Source organism: Thalassotalea castellviae, from assembly GCF_031846185.1.
Classification (GTDB): domain Bacteria; phylum Pseudomonadota; class Gammaproteobacteria; order Enterobacterales; family Alteromonadaceae; genus Thalassotalea_H; species Thalassotalea_H castellviae.
This window is the reverse complement of the sequence record NZ_JAVRIF010000005.1, coordinates 19561-36323: the sequence shown is the minus strand read 5'-3', so window position 1 is coordinate 36323 and position 16763 is coordinate 19561. Positions and strand designations below refer to the sequence as shown.

20 protein-coding genes are annotated in these 16763 nt (G+C 37.9%); 17 read left to right on the top strand and 3 right to left on the bottom strand.

Annotated features, from left to right (window positions below; translation table 11 throughout):
* Positions 1–3: 3 nt before the first annotated feature.
* From gspE to RM573_RS10200, 14 genes are all read left to right on the top strand, one after another.
* The gene (gene gspE, locus RM573_RS10265) at positions 4–1536 is read left to right on the top strand and encodes a type II secretion system ATPase GspE (protein ID WP_311581307.1); all 1533 of its coding nucleotides are present in this window, start codon (positions 4–6) and stop codon (positions 1534–1536) included.
* Between the two features lie 7 nt (positions 1537–1543).
* Complete coding sequence (gspF, locus tag RM573_RS10260; RefSeq protein WP_311581304.1) at positions 1544–2767, top strand: type II secretion system inner membrane protein GspF; 1224 nt, start codon at positions 1544–1546, stop codon at positions 2765–2767.
* A 1-nt stretch (position 2768) separates the two neighbouring features.
* Positions 2769–3209, top strand: coding sequence for a type II secretion system major pseudopilin GspG (gene gspG / locus RM573_RS10255; protein ID WP_311581301.1), 441 nt, complete (start codon positions 2769–2771; stop codon positions 3207–3209).
* A gap of 41 nt (positions 3210–3250) precedes the next feature.
* A complete protein-coding gene (gspH, locus tag RM573_RS10250; protein WP_311581298.1) occupies positions 3251–3901 on the top strand; it encodes a type II secretion system minor pseudopilin GspH in 651 nt (216 codons plus the stop codon).
* Positions 3901–4278 carry a type II secretion system minor pseudopilin GspI gene (gene gspI / locus RM573_RS10245; RefSeq protein ID WP_311581295.1) on the top strand — a complete coding sequence of 126 codons (378 nt, stop codon included), beginning with the start codon at positions 3901–3903 and terminating at the stop codon, positions 4276–4278. Before gspH ends, gspI begins: the two co-directional genes overlap by 1 nt.
* 2 nt (positions 4279–4280) lie before the next feature.
* Entirely contained in the window at positions 4281–5012 is a 732-nt protein-coding gene (gene gspJ / locus RM573_RS10240; protein WP_311581292.1) for a type II secretion system minor pseudopilin GspJ, read from the top strand.
* Complete coding sequence (gene gspK, locus RM573_RS10235; protein WP_311581289.1) at positions 5009–5995, top strand: type II secretion system minor pseudopilin GspK; 987 nt, start codon at positions 5009–5011, stop codon at positions 5993–5995. Before gspJ ends, gspK begins: the two co-directional genes overlap by 4 nt.
* Positions 5995–7221, top strand: coding sequence for a type II secretion system protein GspL (gspL, locus tag RM573_RS10230; protein WP_311581286.1), 1227 nt, complete (start codon positions 5995–5997; stop codon positions 7219–7221). Before gspK ends, gspL begins: the two co-directional genes overlap by 1 nt.
* On the top strand, positions 7218–7688 hold the full coding sequence (locus RM573_RS10225; RefSeq protein WP_311581283.1) for a type II secretion system protein M: 471 nt from the start codon (positions 7218–7220) through the stop codon (positions 7686–7688). The genes gspL and RM573_RS10225 overlap by 4 nt, the downstream gene beginning before the upstream one ends.
* Positions 7688–8431, top strand: a complete 744-nt coding sequence (locus RM573_RS10220) for a type II secretion system protein N (protein ID WP_311581281.1) — start codon at positions 7688–7690, stop codon at positions 8429–8431. Before RM573_RS10225 ends, RM573_RS10220 begins: the two co-directional genes overlap by 1 nt.
* A 238-nt stretch (positions 8432–8669) precedes the next feature.
* The gene (locus RM573_RS10215; protein ID WP_311581277.1) at positions 8670–9320 is read left to right on the top strand and encodes a methylamine utilization protein; all 651 of its coding nucleotides are present in this window, start codon (positions 8670–8672) and stop codon (positions 9318–9320) included.
* Positions 9310–11634, top strand: a complete 2325-nt coding sequence (locus RM573_RS10210) for a bifunctional diguanylate cyclase/phosphodiesterase (protein ID WP_311581274.1) — start codon at positions 9310–9312, stop codon at positions 11632–11634. The genes RM573_RS10215 and RM573_RS10210 overlap by 11 nt, the downstream gene beginning before the upstream one ends.
* On the top strand, positions 11618–12439 hold the full coding sequence (locus tag RM573_RS10205) for a DUF3034 family protein (protein WP_311581852.1): 822 nt from the start codon (positions 11618–11620) through the stop codon (positions 12437–12439). The genes RM573_RS10210 and RM573_RS10205 overlap by 17 nt, the downstream gene beginning before the upstream one ends.
* Positions 12440–12443: 4 nt before the next feature.
* Complete coding sequence (locus RM573_RS10200) at positions 12444–12896, top strand: group I truncated hemoglobin (protein WP_432280240.1); 453 nt, start codon at positions 12444–12446, stop codon at positions 12894–12896.
* A 9-nt stretch (positions 12897–12905) separates the two neighbouring features.
* Here RM573_RS10200 and yrfG read toward each other — a convergent pair whose 3' ends face one another.
* A complete protein-coding gene (gene yrfG / locus RM573_RS10195; protein WP_311581269.1) occupies positions 12906–13592 on the bottom strand; it encodes a GMP/IMP nucleotidase in 687 nt (228 codons plus the stop codon).
* An 89-nt stretch (positions 13593–13681) separates the two neighbouring features.
* Between yrfG and nudE the strand changes: the two genes are divergently transcribed.
* The 3 genes from nudE to RM573_RS10180 are packed head-to-tail and all read left to right on the top strand — an operon-like array spanning position 13682 to position 15683.
* Positions 13682–14239, top strand: coding sequence for an ADP compounds hydrolase NudE (gene nudE / locus RM573_RS10190; RefSeq protein WP_311581266.1), 558 nt, complete (start codon positions 13682–13684; stop codon positions 14237–14239).
* Entirely contained in the window at positions 14236–15054 is an 819-nt protein-coding gene (gene cysQ / locus RM573_RS10185) for a 3'(2'),5'-bisphosphate nucleotidase CysQ (RefSeq protein ID WP_311581264.1), read from the top strand. The genes nudE and cysQ overlap by 4 nt, the downstream gene beginning before the upstream one ends.
* Before the next feature lie 41 nt (positions 15055–15095).
* Positions 15096–15683 (top strand): YceI family protein, encoded by a 588-nt coding sequence (locus RM573_RS10180; protein ID WP_311581261.1) that lies wholly within the window; start codon positions 15096–15098, stop codon positions 15681–15683.
* Here RM573_RS10180 and RM573_RS10175 read toward each other — a convergent pair.
* On the bottom strand, positions 15670–15906 hold the full coding sequence (locus RM573_RS10175; RefSeq protein WP_311581258.1) for a YheU family protein: 237 nt from the start codon (positions 15904–15906) through the stop codon (positions 15670–15672). The genes RM573_RS10180 and RM573_RS10175 overlap by 14 nt on opposite strands.
* 123 nt (positions 15907–16029) lie before the next feature.
* Entirely contained in the window at positions 16030–16719 is a 690-nt protein-coding gene (locus RM573_RS10170; protein ID WP_311581255.1) for a flagellin, read from the bottom strand.
* Positions 16720–16763: the final 44 nt, after the last annotated feature.

Sequence of the window (16763 nt, the reverse complement as noted above, 5' to 3'; positions counted from 1 at the left end):
CGGATGAGTGAAGAAATATTGAACTCTACTGTAGAATCGATCCTAGATGCACCGGATGAAGTTGTACCACAGTCGATACGCTTACCGTTTGGATTTGCCAAACGGCATAGTGTGCTGTTTCAAAAAGTCGACGATGAATTAAGATTACATTGTTTAGAAAATGTTGATGTTAATGTGTTGATTGAAGCTAGGCGTGTGGTGAAACAACCTTTTACTTTAGTCACCGAAACCGCTGACAAATTTGAGTTATTATTAGCTAATGCTTATCAGCGTGATTCTTCTGAAGCTAAGCAAATGATGGAAGACATTGGCAATGAAGTCGATTTATATTCCTTAGCTGATGAAATGGTTGAAACAGAAGACTTACTTGAAAATGAAGATGATGCCCCGATCATCAAAATGATCAATGCCATGCTTAGCGAGGCGATCAAAGAAAATGCCTCAGATATTCATATTGAAACCTTTGAAGAGTCTTTGCAAATACGTTTTCGTGTTGACGGTGTTTTACGAGAAGTCTTAAAGCCAAATCGTAAACTCGCTTCATTGTTAGTTTCTCGTATCAAAGTTATGGCTAAATTAGACATTGCCGAAAAACGTATTCCACAAGACGGCCGTATTTCATTACGTATTGCCGGTCGAGCAGTGGATGTGCGTGTATCAACAATGCCAACTGGTCATGGTGAACGCGTTGTTTTACGTTTATTAGATAAAAATTCTGCGCGCTTAGACCTACAAGATTTAGGCATGACAGATGCCAACCGTGTCAAATTTTCACAATTGATCGATAAACCTCATGGCATCATTTTAGTCACTGGGCCTACTGGCTCAGGTAAATCAACGACTTTATACGCGGGATTAAGCCAAATTGATCATAAACAGCGCAATGTTTTAACGGTTGAAGACCCGATTGAATACGCCATCGAAGGAATCGGTCAAACTCAAGTCAATACCAAAGTTGATATGACCTTTGCCAGAGGATTGCGCGCTATTTTACGTCAAGATCCTGATGTGGTGATGGTGGGGGAAATTCGAGATTTAGAAACGGCGCAAATTGCTGTACAAGCAAGTTTAACAGGGCATCTAGTGTTATCAACATTACATACCAATACGGCTGCCGGTGCCATTACTCGGATGGAAGATATGGGGGTAGAGCCCTTTTTATTATCGTCAAGTTTATTAGGGGTTTTAGCGCAGCGTTTGGTAAGAACTTTGTGCCCACATTGTAAAGAAAGCCACTTACCTGATGAAGAAGAATTACACTTACTAGGTTTACCTAGCGATAATCAAACACATATTTACCGAGCTGTCGGCTGTGTTGAGTGTAATCATAAAGGATATAAAGGTCGTACCGGTATTCATGAATTATTGCTAGTAGATGATAAAGTGCGCGAATTAATTCATAACGGCAAAGGCGAACAAGAAATCGAAAAACTTATACGAAAATCTACACCAAGTATTCGTCGAGATGGTTTTGATGAAGTACTTGCCGGCAATACCACACTTGAAGAAGTGCTTCGCGTCACCCGAGAAGATTAATAAATAAATGGCAGCTTTTGATTACCAAGCGGTTGATAACCGTGGAAAAATAAAAAAAGGCGTGATTGAAGGCGATACGCCCAGACATGTTCGAGCACTGCTACGTGACCAAGGCTTAATGCCAACAGAAGTTACGGCGAGTTTAGTAAAAAGTAAACAAAAGCAGCAATCCTCTGGGTTTGGCAATCGTCAAAAAATATCAGCCACGGAATTGGCATTATTTACTCGTCAATTAGCCACTTTAGTCGAATCAGGTTTACCTCTTGAAGAATCACTGTTAGCGGTTGCTGAGCAATGTGATAAAAACACCATGAAAAGTATGGTAATGGCGGTTCGAACAAAAGTTACTGAAGGATACGGTTTAGCTGAAAGCATGGCTGAGTTTCCACATGTTTTTAGTCATTTGTTTCGCGCTATGGTAGCGGCTGGTGAAAAGTCAGGTCATTTAGATAAAGTATTAGACCGATTAGCTGATTACACTGAACAGCGTCAAAAGCTTCGCTCACAAATGATCCAAGCGATGGTTTACCCTGCGATCATGACCGTGGTTGCTATTGGCGTTATTGTCGTTTTATTGACTTCAGTCGTACCACAAATAATTGGCCAGTTTGAACATTTAGGTGCGAGCTTACCAGGAACGACTCAGTTTTTAATTGCCAGTAGTGAATTTTTACAGAATTATGGCTTGGCAATATTTTTGTTGCTGGTTATCGTTTTTATGGTGTTCTTACAATTAATGAAGCGCCCACACTTTCGATATCAAGTGCATGAGAGGCTGTTGGTTTTACCAGGACTTGGTAAAGTTATTCGTGGAGTGAATACTGCTCGATTTGCCAGAACGCTTAGTATTTTAACTGCAAGTGCAGTACCGCTATTAGAAAGCATGAGTATTGCCGGTGAAGTATTAGAAAACTTGTACATTAAAGATAAAGTTAAACAGTCGGCTGATAAAGTACGAGAAGGGTCAAGTTTGCGATTATCGCTTGAACAAACCAAATTATTTCCACCTATGATGCTTCATATGATCGCAAGTGGTGAAAAAAGTGGTCAACTAGAACATATGCTTGGTCGAGCGGCGGATAACCAAGATAGAGAGTTTGAAGCCTTAATGAATATTTCATTAAAGGCATTAGAGCCAGCAATTATGGTGACTATGGCAGGTATCGTGTTGTTTATCGTAATGGCGATTTTACAACCGATTCTTCAATTAAATACATTGATAGGAAGTTAACATGAAAAAGAAAATGCAGTCTAAACAATCAGGTTTTTCTTTATTAGAAGTCATGGTGGTGCTGGTTATCATCGGCATCATTGCCAGTATGATCGTACCAAATTTAATGGGCAGTCAAGACACCGCTCGAGAACAAAAAGCTGTGATTGATATAGGTTCATTGGAAACCGCGTTAGGCATGTATCGCTCACAAAATTATAATTACCCAACGACTGAACAAGGGCTTGAAGCCTTAGTTGAGCAAACAGAAATAGAGCCGATCCCTCGTCGTTTTCCTGAAGGTGGTTATATTAAACGTTTACCTCAAGACCCATGGGGCAATGACTATCAGCTTTTAAACCCTGGTGAACATGGGAAAATGGATATTTTTTCTATGGGCCCTGATGGCGAAGCCGATACAGACGATGATATTGGAAATTGGAATTTAGCTGATTATCAATAAATTATTGCCACTTAATAAAACTACCCACACCTATTTAAGCAATGTTAAAAAAAGGTAGTAGAAGAAGACAACCACAAGGCTTTACGTTAATTGAAGTCTTGTTGGTGATCGTGGTGATCGGTTTGATGGTGGCTGCCATTCAAATTAATTTTTCCTCCAATAAACCTGAGTCACAACTAGAACAGGAAGCACATCGTTTTGCCGGTGTTTTTAATTTAGCGGCAGAATATGGTTTATTGAATAATCTTGAATTAGGCTTATTTATTGACGAAAACACATATCAATTTGTCGGTTATGATGGATTGCGATGGACTGCGCTACCTGATAACGAAATATTAACTCCTCATGATTTACCAGAAAATATCATCATCTCTTTAATGTTTGATGATCTCCCCTTAGAACAACCTCCTTTAGTGTCTGCGGAATTGTTTACGCCGGACGATGAACATTTAGAAGAGATGCAAGAAGGGTTAAGTGAAGATCAAAAACCAATCATTCCACAAGTGTATATATTATCTGGCGGAGATATCACACCGTTTCGTGTTGATTTTTCTTTTCATCCACAATGGTTTGACGCACCTGATACTTCCTTCTCGGTAATTGGATTATATAGTACACCAGTTGATATTGTTGGTCCGTTCGTTAATGGTGAGACATTTTCTGCTGAAGATCATTATGGGAAAAACGAGTAATGGTTTTAAAGCGAGTTTGGCAAGGTTTTACGTTAATTGAAGTGTTATTGGCTTTATCGGTATTTTCACTTGCGGGATTAGCATTACTTGATACTGCTGACACACACTTTAATAGCTTAAATAATTTAGAAAATAAAATGATTGCCGATTGGGTAGCGTCTAATCAACTTGTTGAAGCTAGCCTTGATGAATCTTGGCCACCTAAAAATAATAAAACGGGTAAAGTAACCATGGCAGGGCGCGAATGGTTTTGGACACAAAAAGTGATTAAAACTCAAGACAATGACATGCGGTCAATTGTCATAGAAGTAAGACAAAGCGAAAACTCAGAGTTGGCACTTACTAGCTTGATGACTTATGTTTCAAAAGGCACTTAGTGATGAGTTTTCTTGAAAAACGTCAAAAGAGTCGAGGCTTTACTTTAATAGAAGTTTTATTAGCGATTGCTATTTTTGCAATGATCAGTTTAGCAAGCTTTAGTGTTTTTGATGGCGTGATTCAAAGTGAACGATTTTCTTATGAAAAAATGCAAAGGTTGAATGATATTCAGCGAGCATGGTTGGTTATCGAACGGGATTTTCTACAAATTGCGGCCCGTTCAATGCGGATAGAGGGCGAAGCGCCACTCGAAAATTTTATCCATACTGAGCAAGGAAGTTTTTCTACTAGTGATGAAAGTATTGCCTTCGTAAGACATGGCTGGACCAACCCAGGGTTATTGATCCCGCGTAGTGACTTACAATCAGTCGCTTATCGTATAAATGAAAATGTTTTAGAGCGATTACATTTTAATTTTGTTGATGCAGTAACCGGAGAAGAGCCTAGAGTTCGAAAATTAATTGAACAAGTAACGGGGATTGAAATTGAATATTATTATAAAAATAAATGGCAGAACACTTTAATTAAAGCGCAATTTCCACAAGCAATAAAATTGATTGTAGAAACAGAAGATATTGGCATTATCGAGCGAAAATTTTTAGTGGCTGATGGATTAAACGAAGTTCGTTCAATTGATCCTCGAAGACCTAACTCAAATGATGAGAGTCTAAACAATTCAAAAAATGCACAACGTGGTAATACGCCTGCTTCTTCACAAGGTGAGCGACGATGAAATCGATAAAATGCCAAGGTGTTGCATTAATTACCGTGATGTTAGTGGTGGCATTAGCTGCCATTATTGCTACTCAAATGTTAGCCCGTTTACAATTACAAGTGCAACGCACCACTAATATAAACTTTAATCAACAGGCTTATTGGTATGCGATGGGGGCCGAAGCTTTTGCTAAACGTGTACTATTAACTACCTTTAATGAAGAAAAAGACAGCACACATTTAGGGCAAATGTGGGCACAAGGAAAAACCACTTATCCTGTTGATTACGGTGAAATATCGGGTGAAATAACCGATTTACAAGCGTGTTTTAATTTAAATGCTCTACGATCACAACCTGTCGAAAGGGGAAGTAATAAAAAAGCACCGGCGAGACTTGCCTTTGAAGAATTATTAATCGCGTTAAATATTGACGAGGTCGATGAATTTTCGGCCGAATATATGGCGGATGCCCTGACAGATTGGCTTGATGGTGATTCTGCTATCGTCAGTGCAGGCGGTGCGGAGGATAATGATTATGCGGCAAAAGAATTTCCATATTTTCCAGCGAATAACTTCTTGGCGAGTGTGAATGAATTACGAGTTATCGAGCATTTTACACTTCCGGTGATCCAAGCATTGAAAGACTATGTATGTGTAATACCCAACAATAACTTGTATCAAGTGAATATCAATACGCTATCACAGGAATCGCCCGAGATATTGCAAGCAATGTTGTCTATGTCTCGAGAAGATGCGGAACAAGCGCTTTCTGCAAGAGAAGAAAATGGTTTTAAAGATGTAAATGCGTTTTTTGAATTACCTGAAATTAAAACGTTAAAATTGACCGAAGAACAAAAACAGCGGTTTGTTGTTGATAGTGAATACTTTAAACTAAAGGCAACAGCAAACTTTAATAATAGCTACTTTCAATTAAATTCTACTTTTTATGTAGCTGATAATAATAAAATTAGCGTAATTAGCCGCACTATAGGACGTGACTAATGGCAGAAAATCTAATCATTCGTTTAGGCAGTAATCATCACAACACTATTCATTGGATGGTGTGGAACACCCATGGGCAAGACATCATTGCCAGTGGCGAGTTATCAGGCGTTGATCAACTCTCACAATTAACCGAAAAAGCACAATCAAGAGAAGTCGTTGTGTTGGTTCCTAGCTGCGATGTTACGTTGAAAAGCTTACATGTGCCGGCAAAATCACAGAAAGCCATTCGCTTAGCGGCACCTTACATGCTTGAAGACGAATTAGCCCAAGACGTAGAGCAATTGTTTTTTGCTTACGGAGACAATAAAGCCCCTCAATCGGATGAAAATTGTTTTGTTGCGGTTGTTGAACAGCAACAGATGAATTATTGGCTCAGTTGGTTAAATGAAGCGGGTATTTCAACAAAAAGAATGCTACCTGATGTTTTAGCTTTACCTGATGCACAAGAGAATTGGCAAGCAATTATGATTGACAATCAAGTGTTATTAAAACAACACAATTGGCAAGGTGGCTTATTTGATGAAAACCTTTGGCAACAAGCAAATATGCTTTGGAAAAACGGTGAAACTATCAATATCGATGCGTTTTCAACGTTACCCGATTGTGAAGAAAATATCTTAGTTCATCCTCAACCCGAAGAATTACCACTGGCATTATTTGCTCAGCAACTTTCTCATTCAAATTTCAACCTATTACAGGGTGAGTTTCAAGTTAAATCAACACGCTCCCCTTTGCTAAAAACGTGGGTTTGGGCAGCAGGTTTTGCTGGGCTAGCTTTGTTGGTTAATTTGCTTTTGAAATCTGCAACTTTATGGCAGATAAATAATCAAAATCACGCACTTGAGCAACAAATTATAGCGCAATATAAATTAGCTTTCCCTGAAACTAAACGAGTGCGCATTTCAACGATTCGTTCACAATTGAAAAGAAAAATGGCTGAGATCGGAACCACCAGTAATGAGGGAAGTTTTTTGATGATGTTAACAACTATACAACCCGCTTTTTCACAAGTTCCACAGTTAAAACCCGAGTCAATTAAGTTTGATGGTAAGCGAAATGAGTTACGTATGCAGGCCACGGCAACGAGTTATCAACAGTTTGAACAATTTAAAACCTTATTAGAACGACAAGGCTTTTCTGTTTCGCAAGGTGCTCAAAATAATCAAGGCGATCAAATTACTGGATCATTTAGTATTACTGCCCCGAAAGGAGGTCGTTCATGAAAACTTGGTGGTTAGGCCTTAATTCGCGCGAGCAACGTTTAGTTGGTTCTTTAGCTGGCGTTTTATTCGTGTTTATTTTCTATAGCTTCGTTTGGCAGCCTTTACATGAAAATATTGACAAAGGGCAGAGTAAATTAACGCGACAACAAACGTTATTAACCTTTGTCGCCAGTGAAACACAACGTTATAAAGCGGCAAAAAAGGCGGGTAACACTCAGGCAAGCTCAGGCAGTCTGTCGTCAATAGTCAATCGTAGTGCTAGACAACATGCGATAACTATTACGCGTATTCAACCGCAAAGTGATAGTGTGCAAGTATGGATAGATAATATTGCCTTTACACAATTATTATCCTGGTTAGAAAAACTCGCGAACGATGAAGGTATTCAAGTAGAAACAATTGATTTAACAAAAGGTGAGCAACCTGGACAAGTGCGAGTGAAACGCTTGCAGTTAGGAAAGATTTAATGGCTAAGTGGTTTAAGATCAGCGTCGGTGTTATTGGCGCTTATGTAATATTTTTATTGGCGTTAATGCCAGCGAGCTTTGTTTTACAGTGGGTAACTTTGCCTAGTCAATTACAGCTAAGTACTGTTAATGGCACTATTTGGCAGAGTAAAATAAAAACAGCTAATTATAATGGATTTATTGTCAATGATATTAAAATAGATGTAAGCCCGCTGTCATTATTAACGCTTGATCCTAACATTGACCTTACCTTCGGCGGTGCTTTGGTGTCAGGTCCAGAAGGTGTTGCTAATATTCATGGATTATTTTCAGCATTACGGATAACAGATGCGAAAATAACCCTAAGCGCTGATAATATTTCCTCTCATTTAAAGTTACCACTGCCGGTTAAAGCGCATGACTTTGTTGATATTAACGTGTCTGAATTTGTTGCCGGTAATGCGATTTGTCAGTCTTTAACAGGAGACATTGCCTGGAATAAAGCGGCCGTAACTGTGTTAGATCAGAAAGTCGCCTTAGGAAAATTATCAACATCACTTAGTTGTGAGCAAGGTGATGTAGTGCTCACTTTAGATGAACAAAATGAGTTAGGGTTAAGTTTTACCGCTTCTGTCAGTCAAGGGTTTGCTGTTTCTGGCAATGGCTTTTTGACGCCGAACAATACTATGCCAAAAGCACTTGAACAAGTATTACCTTTTTTAGGAAAACCTGATCGGCAAGGACGTTATTTGTTACGTTTTTAAGCTTTGTAAGCTAGCGAGAAAAGCCTGCGTTTTAAAGATTCAGAACTGCTTACAAAGTGTAGAATATAAAAAAAACTTAAGTAGTTGATTTGACTCTGTTCGTTTTCAATGAATAATTGATTGAATGGAAGATAAAATTACTTAAGGATCTGATGGTTAAGTATTTTTGCGTATTTGGAGTTAGCTTGTCATAATCAAGTCATCATTGTTTAACGTCTAAGTTTAATTTAAGAATAATATGCTTGATAAAAAAACAATATTGGTTGGTTTCATTCTCCTCATTTCTCTTGGTAATGTGGCGCACGCTACAACCATAAATGTTATTAATCAAGATGGTCAGCCATTAGCGGATGTTGTGCTCGAAATTCCTCTTCATCACTCAGAAGAAAATGATTTCACTACACCGTTGATTATGGACCAAATCGATAAATCGTTTGCTCCTAACGTTTTAATAGCGCCAAAAAACAGCTTAGTCTCTTTTCCTAATAGTGATGATATTCGTCACCATGTGTATTCATTTTCAGCGGCTAAAACCTTCGAATTAAAGTTGTATGCTGCTCGCCCAAAAAATCCAGTTGAATTTGAACAAGAGGGTATTGTCGTTTTGGGGTGTAATATTCACGACTCTATGGTTGGCTATATTTATGTTCATGACAATACCTATACGGTTAAGTCTAATGTGACAGGAAAAATTGAAATTGATGAGATACCTGCTTTGGCGAAATCATTTTATTTATGGCATCCAAATGCAATGAAAGGTGTTGAACATAGAGAAATGCTACCCATTGCATTGCTTAAGGCTAATAACAAAGAAATCACCCTTACTTTAAATACAAAAACTCCAGTTCCACGCAACACTTTTGGAGAGTTAGGTAAACATGCTCACTAGGTTAAGTATTCGATCACAGGTTGCCTGGTTATCAGCATTACTAATTGTTATTACCGCAATTACGCTGACGACAAGTTACGCATTTAGAACCGCGCAATTAACGGAAAAACAAATTGAGCGTCAAATGCGATATGCTCAAAATGTATTAACTGAATATTTATCTTCACAAGAACAGCTTTTGGTAACCGCTACGCGTGTTTTAACGGCGGACTTTGGCTTTAAGCAAGCGATTGCTACACGAGATAAAAATACCATTGAAAGTGTTTTACTCAATCATGGTGAAAGAATAAATGCTGACTTGATGGTGATGGTTGATTTGCAAGGTGAGCTAATTTCAATCAGCGCCAAGCAAAAGGTTACTAATGCACAAGTCACGGAAAAAGTGAAAAAACTCATTTCGAGTTCAAACCTGACTCAGTTTTTAGTCCTCAATAATCGTATTTATCAGCTCATTATTCTACCCGTGAAAGCGCCAAGAGAAATAGGGTACGCTATTGTTGGTTTTCAATTGAGTAAAGCCTCATTAGTTAATTTGAAAAACTTAACGTCGTTAGATATTACCTTAGTAGTGAGGGAACAAAATATTGTTTCCAGTATTAGCGATCTTGAGAATGACAATAATGATCTTTCAATTGCTCCTATTACCACCTTAGATTTATTGATTAGTAAAACAAATTACTTTAACAAAAAAGTGCCTTTTGATGAAAATGCAGGGATTTCTGCCTTGTTATCAACATCACTGAAAGAGGTCCACGAAGAATTTAATCAACTTATTTCATCTATCTTGTTTATTGCCTTGTTGATCATATTAATTTCAATGTTTTTATCCCGACTGCTTTCTAAAGGCATCTCAACGCCGCTTAATTACTTAATGAAACTTACCGCCAGAATAAGTCGTGGAGAGTTGAAAATTGAAAAAAATGAACACCGTTTACCGACGGAGTTTAATGAACTTTACTATGCCTTTTCTACAATGGGTGAAGCGATAAGTCATCGAGAAAAAGAGATTAAATTTCAAGCGGAACATGATCATCTGACCGGTTTATATAATCGTCAAATGTTACTTAATATTATTGATAAGTGTATTAGTGCAAACGCAAATTTGTTATTAGCCAGTATCAATATAAAAGGCTTTAACCAAATTAATGACACCATAGGTCCTGAAAATGGTGATGTTATATTGAAAGAGTTAGCAAAACGACTGCAAGACTCTATAAACGCACATCATGAAAATATTAATCTTGGTGCTGCGGGAAGAATAGATTCAGACGAATTTATTTTAGTGTTAGCCATTGCCGATTTAAAAGAAATTGAGCCTGAATTATTAAGCTTACACGACCGATTAACACAAGCTTATTGGGTTGATGATATTAAAATGAACCTTGAATTACATATTGGTTCAGTTAACTCGATTATGCATGGCAAAACACCTGAATTACTGATGCGCCGAGTGATTATGGCAATGCGCTCAGCCACAAAAGAGCAAAAAGCTATCCGTCAATATGAAGACGGAGAAGATGAAGCTTATCTAGAGAAAATTCAAATGATTGAAGAGTTAAGAATGGCGATTCATTCGGAAAATAGTCCGTTATTTCTTAACTATCAACCTAAGTTAAATTTATCAAATAATAAAATTGAGAAAGCGGAAGCGTTAATACGTTGGATCAATAAAGCAGGTAACTTTGTTAATCCAGAGCATTTTGTCAGTTTAGCTGAAAAGTCAGGGCTCATTGTTAGCTTAACTCATTGGGTGATTAAAAATGTTGCGATGCAAATGGAGAAATGGAATGAAATTGGTTTAAGTATTCGCGTTTCCGTTAATTTGTCAGCACAAGATATTCAACATCCAGAGTTTGTCGATTACTTGTTGTCGACTATTGAAAAATATAATGTTTCGCCTAACCAACTAACGTTAGAGTTAACAGAACGTGACTTGGCCGAGAATGAAGAAATTGTCATTGAACGGCTTTCTCATCTTCAAACGTTAGGTTTTCAAATATCAGTGGATGATTATGGTATAGGTCAATCATCATTATCTAAATTAAAAACGTTACCGGTTGATGAGTTAAAAATAGATAAATGCTTTATTCTGTCATTGGAAGCTTGTCCGAAAGATCAAGATATTGTCAGCTCGACGATTTCTTTAGGCCATAAGTTAAACATGCAAGTAGTTGCTGAAGGGGTTGAGAATAAAGAAAGTCTCGCATTGTTAGCGTCTTATGGCTGTGAGTATGCCCAAGGCTATTATATTTCAAGACCGATAGATGCCGACACCTTTGTGGAGTGGTATAAAAACTATGTACCGAATTATTAGTCTAGTTTTACTAATATTACCTTTACACCTTTTTGCTAATGGAAAAATACTCGCAACGCCAGGAGTTTCTCAAGTAGAAGGTGCTGCTGGCGGTGGACTAGTGCCGTGGGCTCAGTTAGCTGGATATGCAACAGAAGATGAAATCGCCCTTTCAGGGTTTTGCTCATTAGCCACTGTTGATGACTTTCGTCTAGACGTTTGTGGTGCACAGTTGAATTTATATGATCGTGTCGAATTTTCTTATGCGGAACAAAATTTCGAGGTTAATCCACTTTCTCTGACCTTAAAACAGCAAATATTCGGCGCAAAATTCAGGCTTTATGGCGATATTGTTTATAGCCGTTGGCCACAAGTTTCTATTGGGCTTCAAGCTAAGACAGTTAATACTTTTGATGTTCCGACCGCATTAGGCGCAAGACATGATAAAGGTGTCGATGTTTACCTTGCAGCCAGTAAATTACACCTCGGAGCGGTTGCTGGTTATAACCTATTATGGAATGCGACATTGCGCAACACCGAGGCTAATGAATTGGGTCTATTAGGTTTTGGTGGCAAAGAAGGTAATGGTTCTATTAATGCTGAACTATCTGCGGCAGTATTATTGAATAAACATCTGGCCGTTGGGGTCGAATATCGGCAAAAGCCGGATAATTTAGGTCTTAAAGAAGATGATTGGCAAGATGTTTTTATTGCTTGGTTTCCAAATAAACACGTTAATATCACCATAGCTTATTTGAACTTAGGCGCTATTGCTACGATTGAAAAACAACAAGGCTGGTACCTATCAATGACGGGCACTTATTAAAATGATTAAACCAATTGTTATCTCGCTTTTTCTCAGTGCTTTATTAGCGGCATGCAGTAATCATAAACCCATTGCTGCCAACCAACCGTTATCAAGCGATCAAGAAACACTTTATCAAGCACTTGGTGGTGCCCCTAAAGTGGAACAAATTGTAGATGCTTTTATTAAAAACATTGCCAAAGACGCTCAAATTATTGGCTATTTCTATGATGCTAATGTTGATCATTTCAGACAAGGTTTTATTCAGCATTTTTGTGAAGCTACCGATGGACCTTGTACTTTTGAAGGGGACAGCATGCATGATATTCATACTGGAATGAATATCACGGAAGGGGATTTTAATCGAGTAGTAGAGTTGTTAGTTCAGTCGTTAGAACAAGCACAAGTAAGTTACCCATTACAAAACCGAATACTTAAAAAACTTGCACCTTTACGTACAGACATAATAAAAATATAACCTAGATCTTTACTTAAGCCTTGAATTTATTGGATTCTTGATAATATCCCCAACTAGCGCACGAAAATCTGTTATTGAAGGGTAATTATTGATAATTCGTGACGGTTTTTGGCTATCAGGGTTGGCGACTGCTAATAAATGTTTAATACCAAATTTCTTTGCTGAGTCTAAAATTTCAAGACTATCATCAACAAAGAGTGTACTGGATAGCTCAAATGGTTGTTTTGCTTGCAAGCGTTGCCACAGCTTTTGTGACTCTTTGGTAACACCAAACTCATGAGTGGAATATAAAACATCAAAGTATCGATCTAATTGAGTTCTTTCTATTTTTAGCGATAAGCTTTCAGGGTGTGCATTAGTTACTAAAATAATTTCACGTCCTGATTGTTTTAAAGCGACTAAGAAGTCATGAGCATCAGTACGTAATTGAATTAAATGTTGAACTTCTCGTTTTAACGTTGTGATAGGTAGTTGCGTTTGCTCTGCCCAATAATCAAGGCAGTACCAATCAATAGTGCCTGAGACTTTTTCATAGTGATTGACCAAGTTTTTTTTTGCTTGTGCAAGAGATAATTTAGCCTCTTGACTATAGCGTTTAGGTAAATGATGCAGCCAAAAGTGATTGTCAAAATGTAAATCGAGAATTGTGCCGTCCATATCTAATAAAACCGTCGAAATTTTTGACCAATCAAGCATAGATTTTTCCTAGTATTACAAGTTATCTAAGGTATTATATCTAATAATAAAAATGCGTTCTGAAGTTATTTGATGATTTACCAAAAATTATGACAGAAAAAAACAACTTACCTTTGATCCGAGATCGCAGACGAATTGCGAAAAGTAATTTATTTGCCATCGAACAAATTGATCTTACGTTTAGCAATGGTGTTGAGCGGGTGTATGAGCGTATGGAAGGGTCAGGGCGCGGCTCTGTAATGATAGTGCCACTTATTGATGATGAAACTATCTTATTAGTGAAAGAATATTGTGCCGGCACTCATAGTTATGAGTTAGGCTTCCCTAAAGGGTTGATAGACCCTGGTGAACAAGCGGCGGAAGCTGCAAATAGAGAATTAAAAGAAGAAATAGGTTATGGAGCAGAGCAGCTTGAATCGCTGCATACCGTGGCAATGGCTCCGGCTTTTTTCTCAGGCACGATGGAAATTTTCTTCGCCAAACAGCTGTATTGTGAAAGATTAGAAGGGGATGAACCTGAGCCATTAGAAGTGATTCAGTGGAAATTAGCCGATTATGCAGCGTTACTAGCACGACCAGATTTTAATGAAGCACGTAGTATTGCCGCGTTAATGTTAATAAGAGATAAAATAAAGGATGAGCAATGAAACTAGATCAACTATTAACCATTGCTCTTGAAAGTAGCAAAAAAGCAGGCGTCCAAGTTACCAAGCATTATAAACGTGGTGATTATACGGCTGAAATTAAAGAAGATAACAGCCCTGTCACTAGTGCTGATATAGCCGCGAACGACATATTAATGGCGGAGCTTTCTCGTTTAACACCAAATATTCCTATTATTTCAGAAGAGGTCGGCGCGCTACCGTTAAAAGATCGAAAAGACTGGTCTAGATATTGGTTATTAGATCCTATTGATGGTACTGGTGAATTTATCATTGGCAGTGGCGATTTTGCAGTTAATGTGGCTCTGGTTGAAAATGGCTGGCCGGTTATTGGCGTGATCCACGCCCCTGATCATCAACTTACTTACTATGCACAAAAAGGTGCTGGCGCTTTTAAAGAAAGCGAGGAAGGTTGTCAGCGCATGTCTGTTAAGCCCTATGATGGACAGCGTAAAATAAATGTCGCGGTAAGTCGTCGGCAAAAGCTCAGTTTAATGGGTCAATATTTAAATGATGATTTTGAATTTAACTATATCTCCTTAGGCAGTTGTTCGTTAAAAAATTGCTTAATTGCCGAAGGGGAGGCTGACTGTTATTTACGGATTGGACCTACCGGAGAATGGGATACAGGCGCTAGCCAATGTATTTTAGAAGAAGCCGGGGGAACGATATTAGACAGTGAGTTTAATGCGTTATCGTATAATTTACGTGAAAGTTTACTAAACCCCGATTTTATCTCATTAGGGAATCAAAATATTCCTTGGCAGGACATCATTAAACCTCATCGAGCGGTACGCTAACTTATATTTTTTTATTATTATCAACAAAGGTTTAGATAAAAATGAACACACACTTTAAAACAATCACTGGAGCTTTAATTGCTGGATTATTTAGTTGTTATAGCCTTGCTGATTGGCACTTAACACCTGCAGATTCATCGATAAATTTTATTTCGGTAAAAAAAGAACATCTCGTTGAGACGCATACGTTTAAAAACTTTTCAGCATCAATTACTGAGCAAGGGCAAGTTAATTTATCGATTGATTTAACTAGCGTTGCAACAAATATTGCTATTCGTGATCAACGTATGAAAGATCATCTCTTTAATACAAGCCTATTTCCAAAAGCGACTTTTTCTGCTCAATTGAATACCAAAATGTTAACAAATTTACCAAGCGGTACTAGTGAAAATATCGATGTTACCGGTGAGATTAACTTACATGGTCAAAAACAAACCGTTACTTTAAAGGTGTTAATTACAAAATTAACCACAGACAAATTATTAGTGGTGAATCAAGCACCTCTGATTATCAGTGCTGAAGATTTTGATTTGATCGCAGGCATTAATAAACTGCAATCGTTGGCAAACTTACCTAGTATCACCCACCGTGTTCCGGTAAATTTTATTTTAACGTTTACTCATCAATAAACTGATTTTCTGCAAATTGCGCTGCCGGTAAAATATTAACCGTTTGATGTAGTTCAGAATAAACTAATACCGCTTTTTTTTGCACAAGTTGTTCTTTAACTTGTGCAATTTTTTCACTTAAACTTGCTTCCTGTAGTCCATACTCAGTACCTTCCGTTAAAACAAAAGCTTCTATGACGGCGTTAAGTGTTTCAGAGGGTAATGATTGGAATGGAATTATCATAAATATATCGGTTTCTTTTCAGTCGCTAGTGTCGATACTAAGTTTAACGTTTCGCATTAAAAAAGCCTACTGTTCAGTAGACTTAAATACACCGTATTTATTGAATCAGTGGGATTTGACGAGTTAAATTAATTGATTAATTAATAAACCTTTTCGCGCTTCGCTATCTTTTTTCGCTATGATAGTGGCTTGTAATAAGGTGTCTAATTTTTCTTTTTCAGCGGTGGTTTTTGCAAAATCGGTATCTTCAATACGTGAACGTGATTCACTGACATTGACTCGGCTAGTTTCATAGGTAGAAACTTGGCTTGCTAAAGCGTTTGACTCTGCTCCAAGTGTAGCCGCCGTATTATTGAGGGTTTCAAAAGCAGTATCAATTGCCCCTTGTGTTGCCGTTGGATCGCTTGCGTCAAGTCCGGCTAAAAAATTTGGGTCATCAAGTACTTCTGCAGCAATAGTATTAATTTGTTCAGTGACTTGATCGAGTTCACCTTGTATTGCACCACTGCTACTTAAGGGGTTACCCGATTGAATGGAAAGTTCTTTTGCTCGCTGTAATCCTTCTGAAATAGAGGCTAGTTGACCAGATTGTACATTATTAATGTTTATTTGATCTTGTGAGTTAATGCTTAATTGTTGATAACCATTTATTTGAGAGGTTAATCTATTCGCTATTTGCAAGCCAGCAGCATCGTCTGCAGCACTATTAATACGTTTCCCAGAGGCAAGTTGCTCATCTTTTTCTTCACGCTCTTTTGTTATGCGCTCAATGAAGCTTAATGTTGAAGAGCTTTGGTTAATAGAAAGACTCATAGTCACCGCCTTTGAAATTTACAACAAGTAGTTCGAAATAATCT

Bases quoted from the DNA above. Each gene is read 5' to 3' on its own strand.
- gspE (WP_311581307.1), top strand. From the start codon at position 4: ATGAGTGAAGAAATATTGAACTCTACTGTAGAATCGATCCTAGATGCA.
- gspF (WP_311581304.1), top strand. From the start codon at position 1,544: ATGGCAGCTTTTGATTACCAAGCGGTTGATAACCGTGGAAAAATAAAA.
- gspG (WP_311581301.1), top strand. From the start codon at position 2,769: ATGAAAAAGAAAATGCAGTCTAAACAATCAGGTTTTTCTTTATTAGAA.
- gspH (WP_311581298.1), top strand. From the start codon at position 3,251: ATGTTAAAAAAAGGTAGTAGAAGAAGACAACCACAAGGCTTTACGTTA.
- gspI (WP_311581295.1), top strand. From the start codon at position 3,901: ATGGTTTTAAAGCGAGTTTGGCAAGGTTTTACGTTAATTGAAGTGTTA.
- gspJ (WP_311581292.1), top strand. From the start codon at position 4,281: ATGAGTTTTCTTGAAAAACGTCAAAAGAGTCGAGGCTTTACTTTAATA.
- gspK (WP_311581289.1), top strand. From the start codon at position 5,009: ATGAAATCGATAAAATGCCAAGGTGTTGCATTAATTACCGTGATGTTA.
- gspL (WP_311581286.1), top strand. From the start codon at position 5,995: ATGGCAGAAAATCTAATCATTCGTTTAGGCAGTAATCATCACAACACT.
- RM573_RS10225 (WP_311581283.1), top strand. From the start codon at position 7,218: ATGAAAACTTGGTGGTTAGGCCTTAATTCGCGCGAGCAACGTTTAGTT.
- RM573_RS10220 (WP_311581281.1), top strand. From the start codon at position 7,688: ATGGCTAAGTGGTTTAAGATCAGCGTCGGTGTTATTGGCGCTTATGTA.
- RM573_RS10215 (WP_311581277.1), top strand. From the start codon at position 8,670: ATGCTTGATAAAAAAACAATATTGGTTGGTTTCATTCTCCTCATTTCT.
- RM573_RS10210 (WP_311581274.1), top strand. From the start codon at position 9,310: ATGCTCACTAGGTTAAGTATTCGATCACAGGTTGCCTGGTTATCAGCA.
- RM573_RS10205 (WP_311581852.1), top strand. From the start codon at position 11,618: ATGTACCGAATTATTAGTCTAGTTTTACTAATATTACCTTTACACCTT.
- yrfG (WP_311581269.1), bottom strand. From the start codon at position 13,592: ATGCTTGATTGGTCAAAAATTTCGACGGTTTTATTAGATATGGACGGC.
- nudE (WP_311581266.1), top strand. From the start codon at position 13,682: ATGACAGAAAAAAACAACTTACCTTTGATCCGAGATCGCAGACGAATT.
- cysQ (WP_311581264.1), top strand. From the start codon at position 14,236: ATGAAACTAGATCAACTATTAACCATTGCTCTTGAAAGTAGCAAAAAA.
- RM573_RS10180 (WP_311581261.1), top strand. From the start codon at position 15,096: ATGAACACACACTTTAAAACAATCACTGGAGCTTTAATTGCTGGATTA.
- RM573_RS10175 (WP_311581258.1), bottom strand. From the start codon at position 15,906: ATGATAATTCCATTCCAATCATTACCCTCTGAAACACTTAACGCCGTC.
- RM573_RS10170 (WP_311581255.1), bottom strand. From the start codon at position 16,719: ATGAGTCTTTCTATTAACCAAAGCTCTTCAACATTAAGCTTCATTGAG.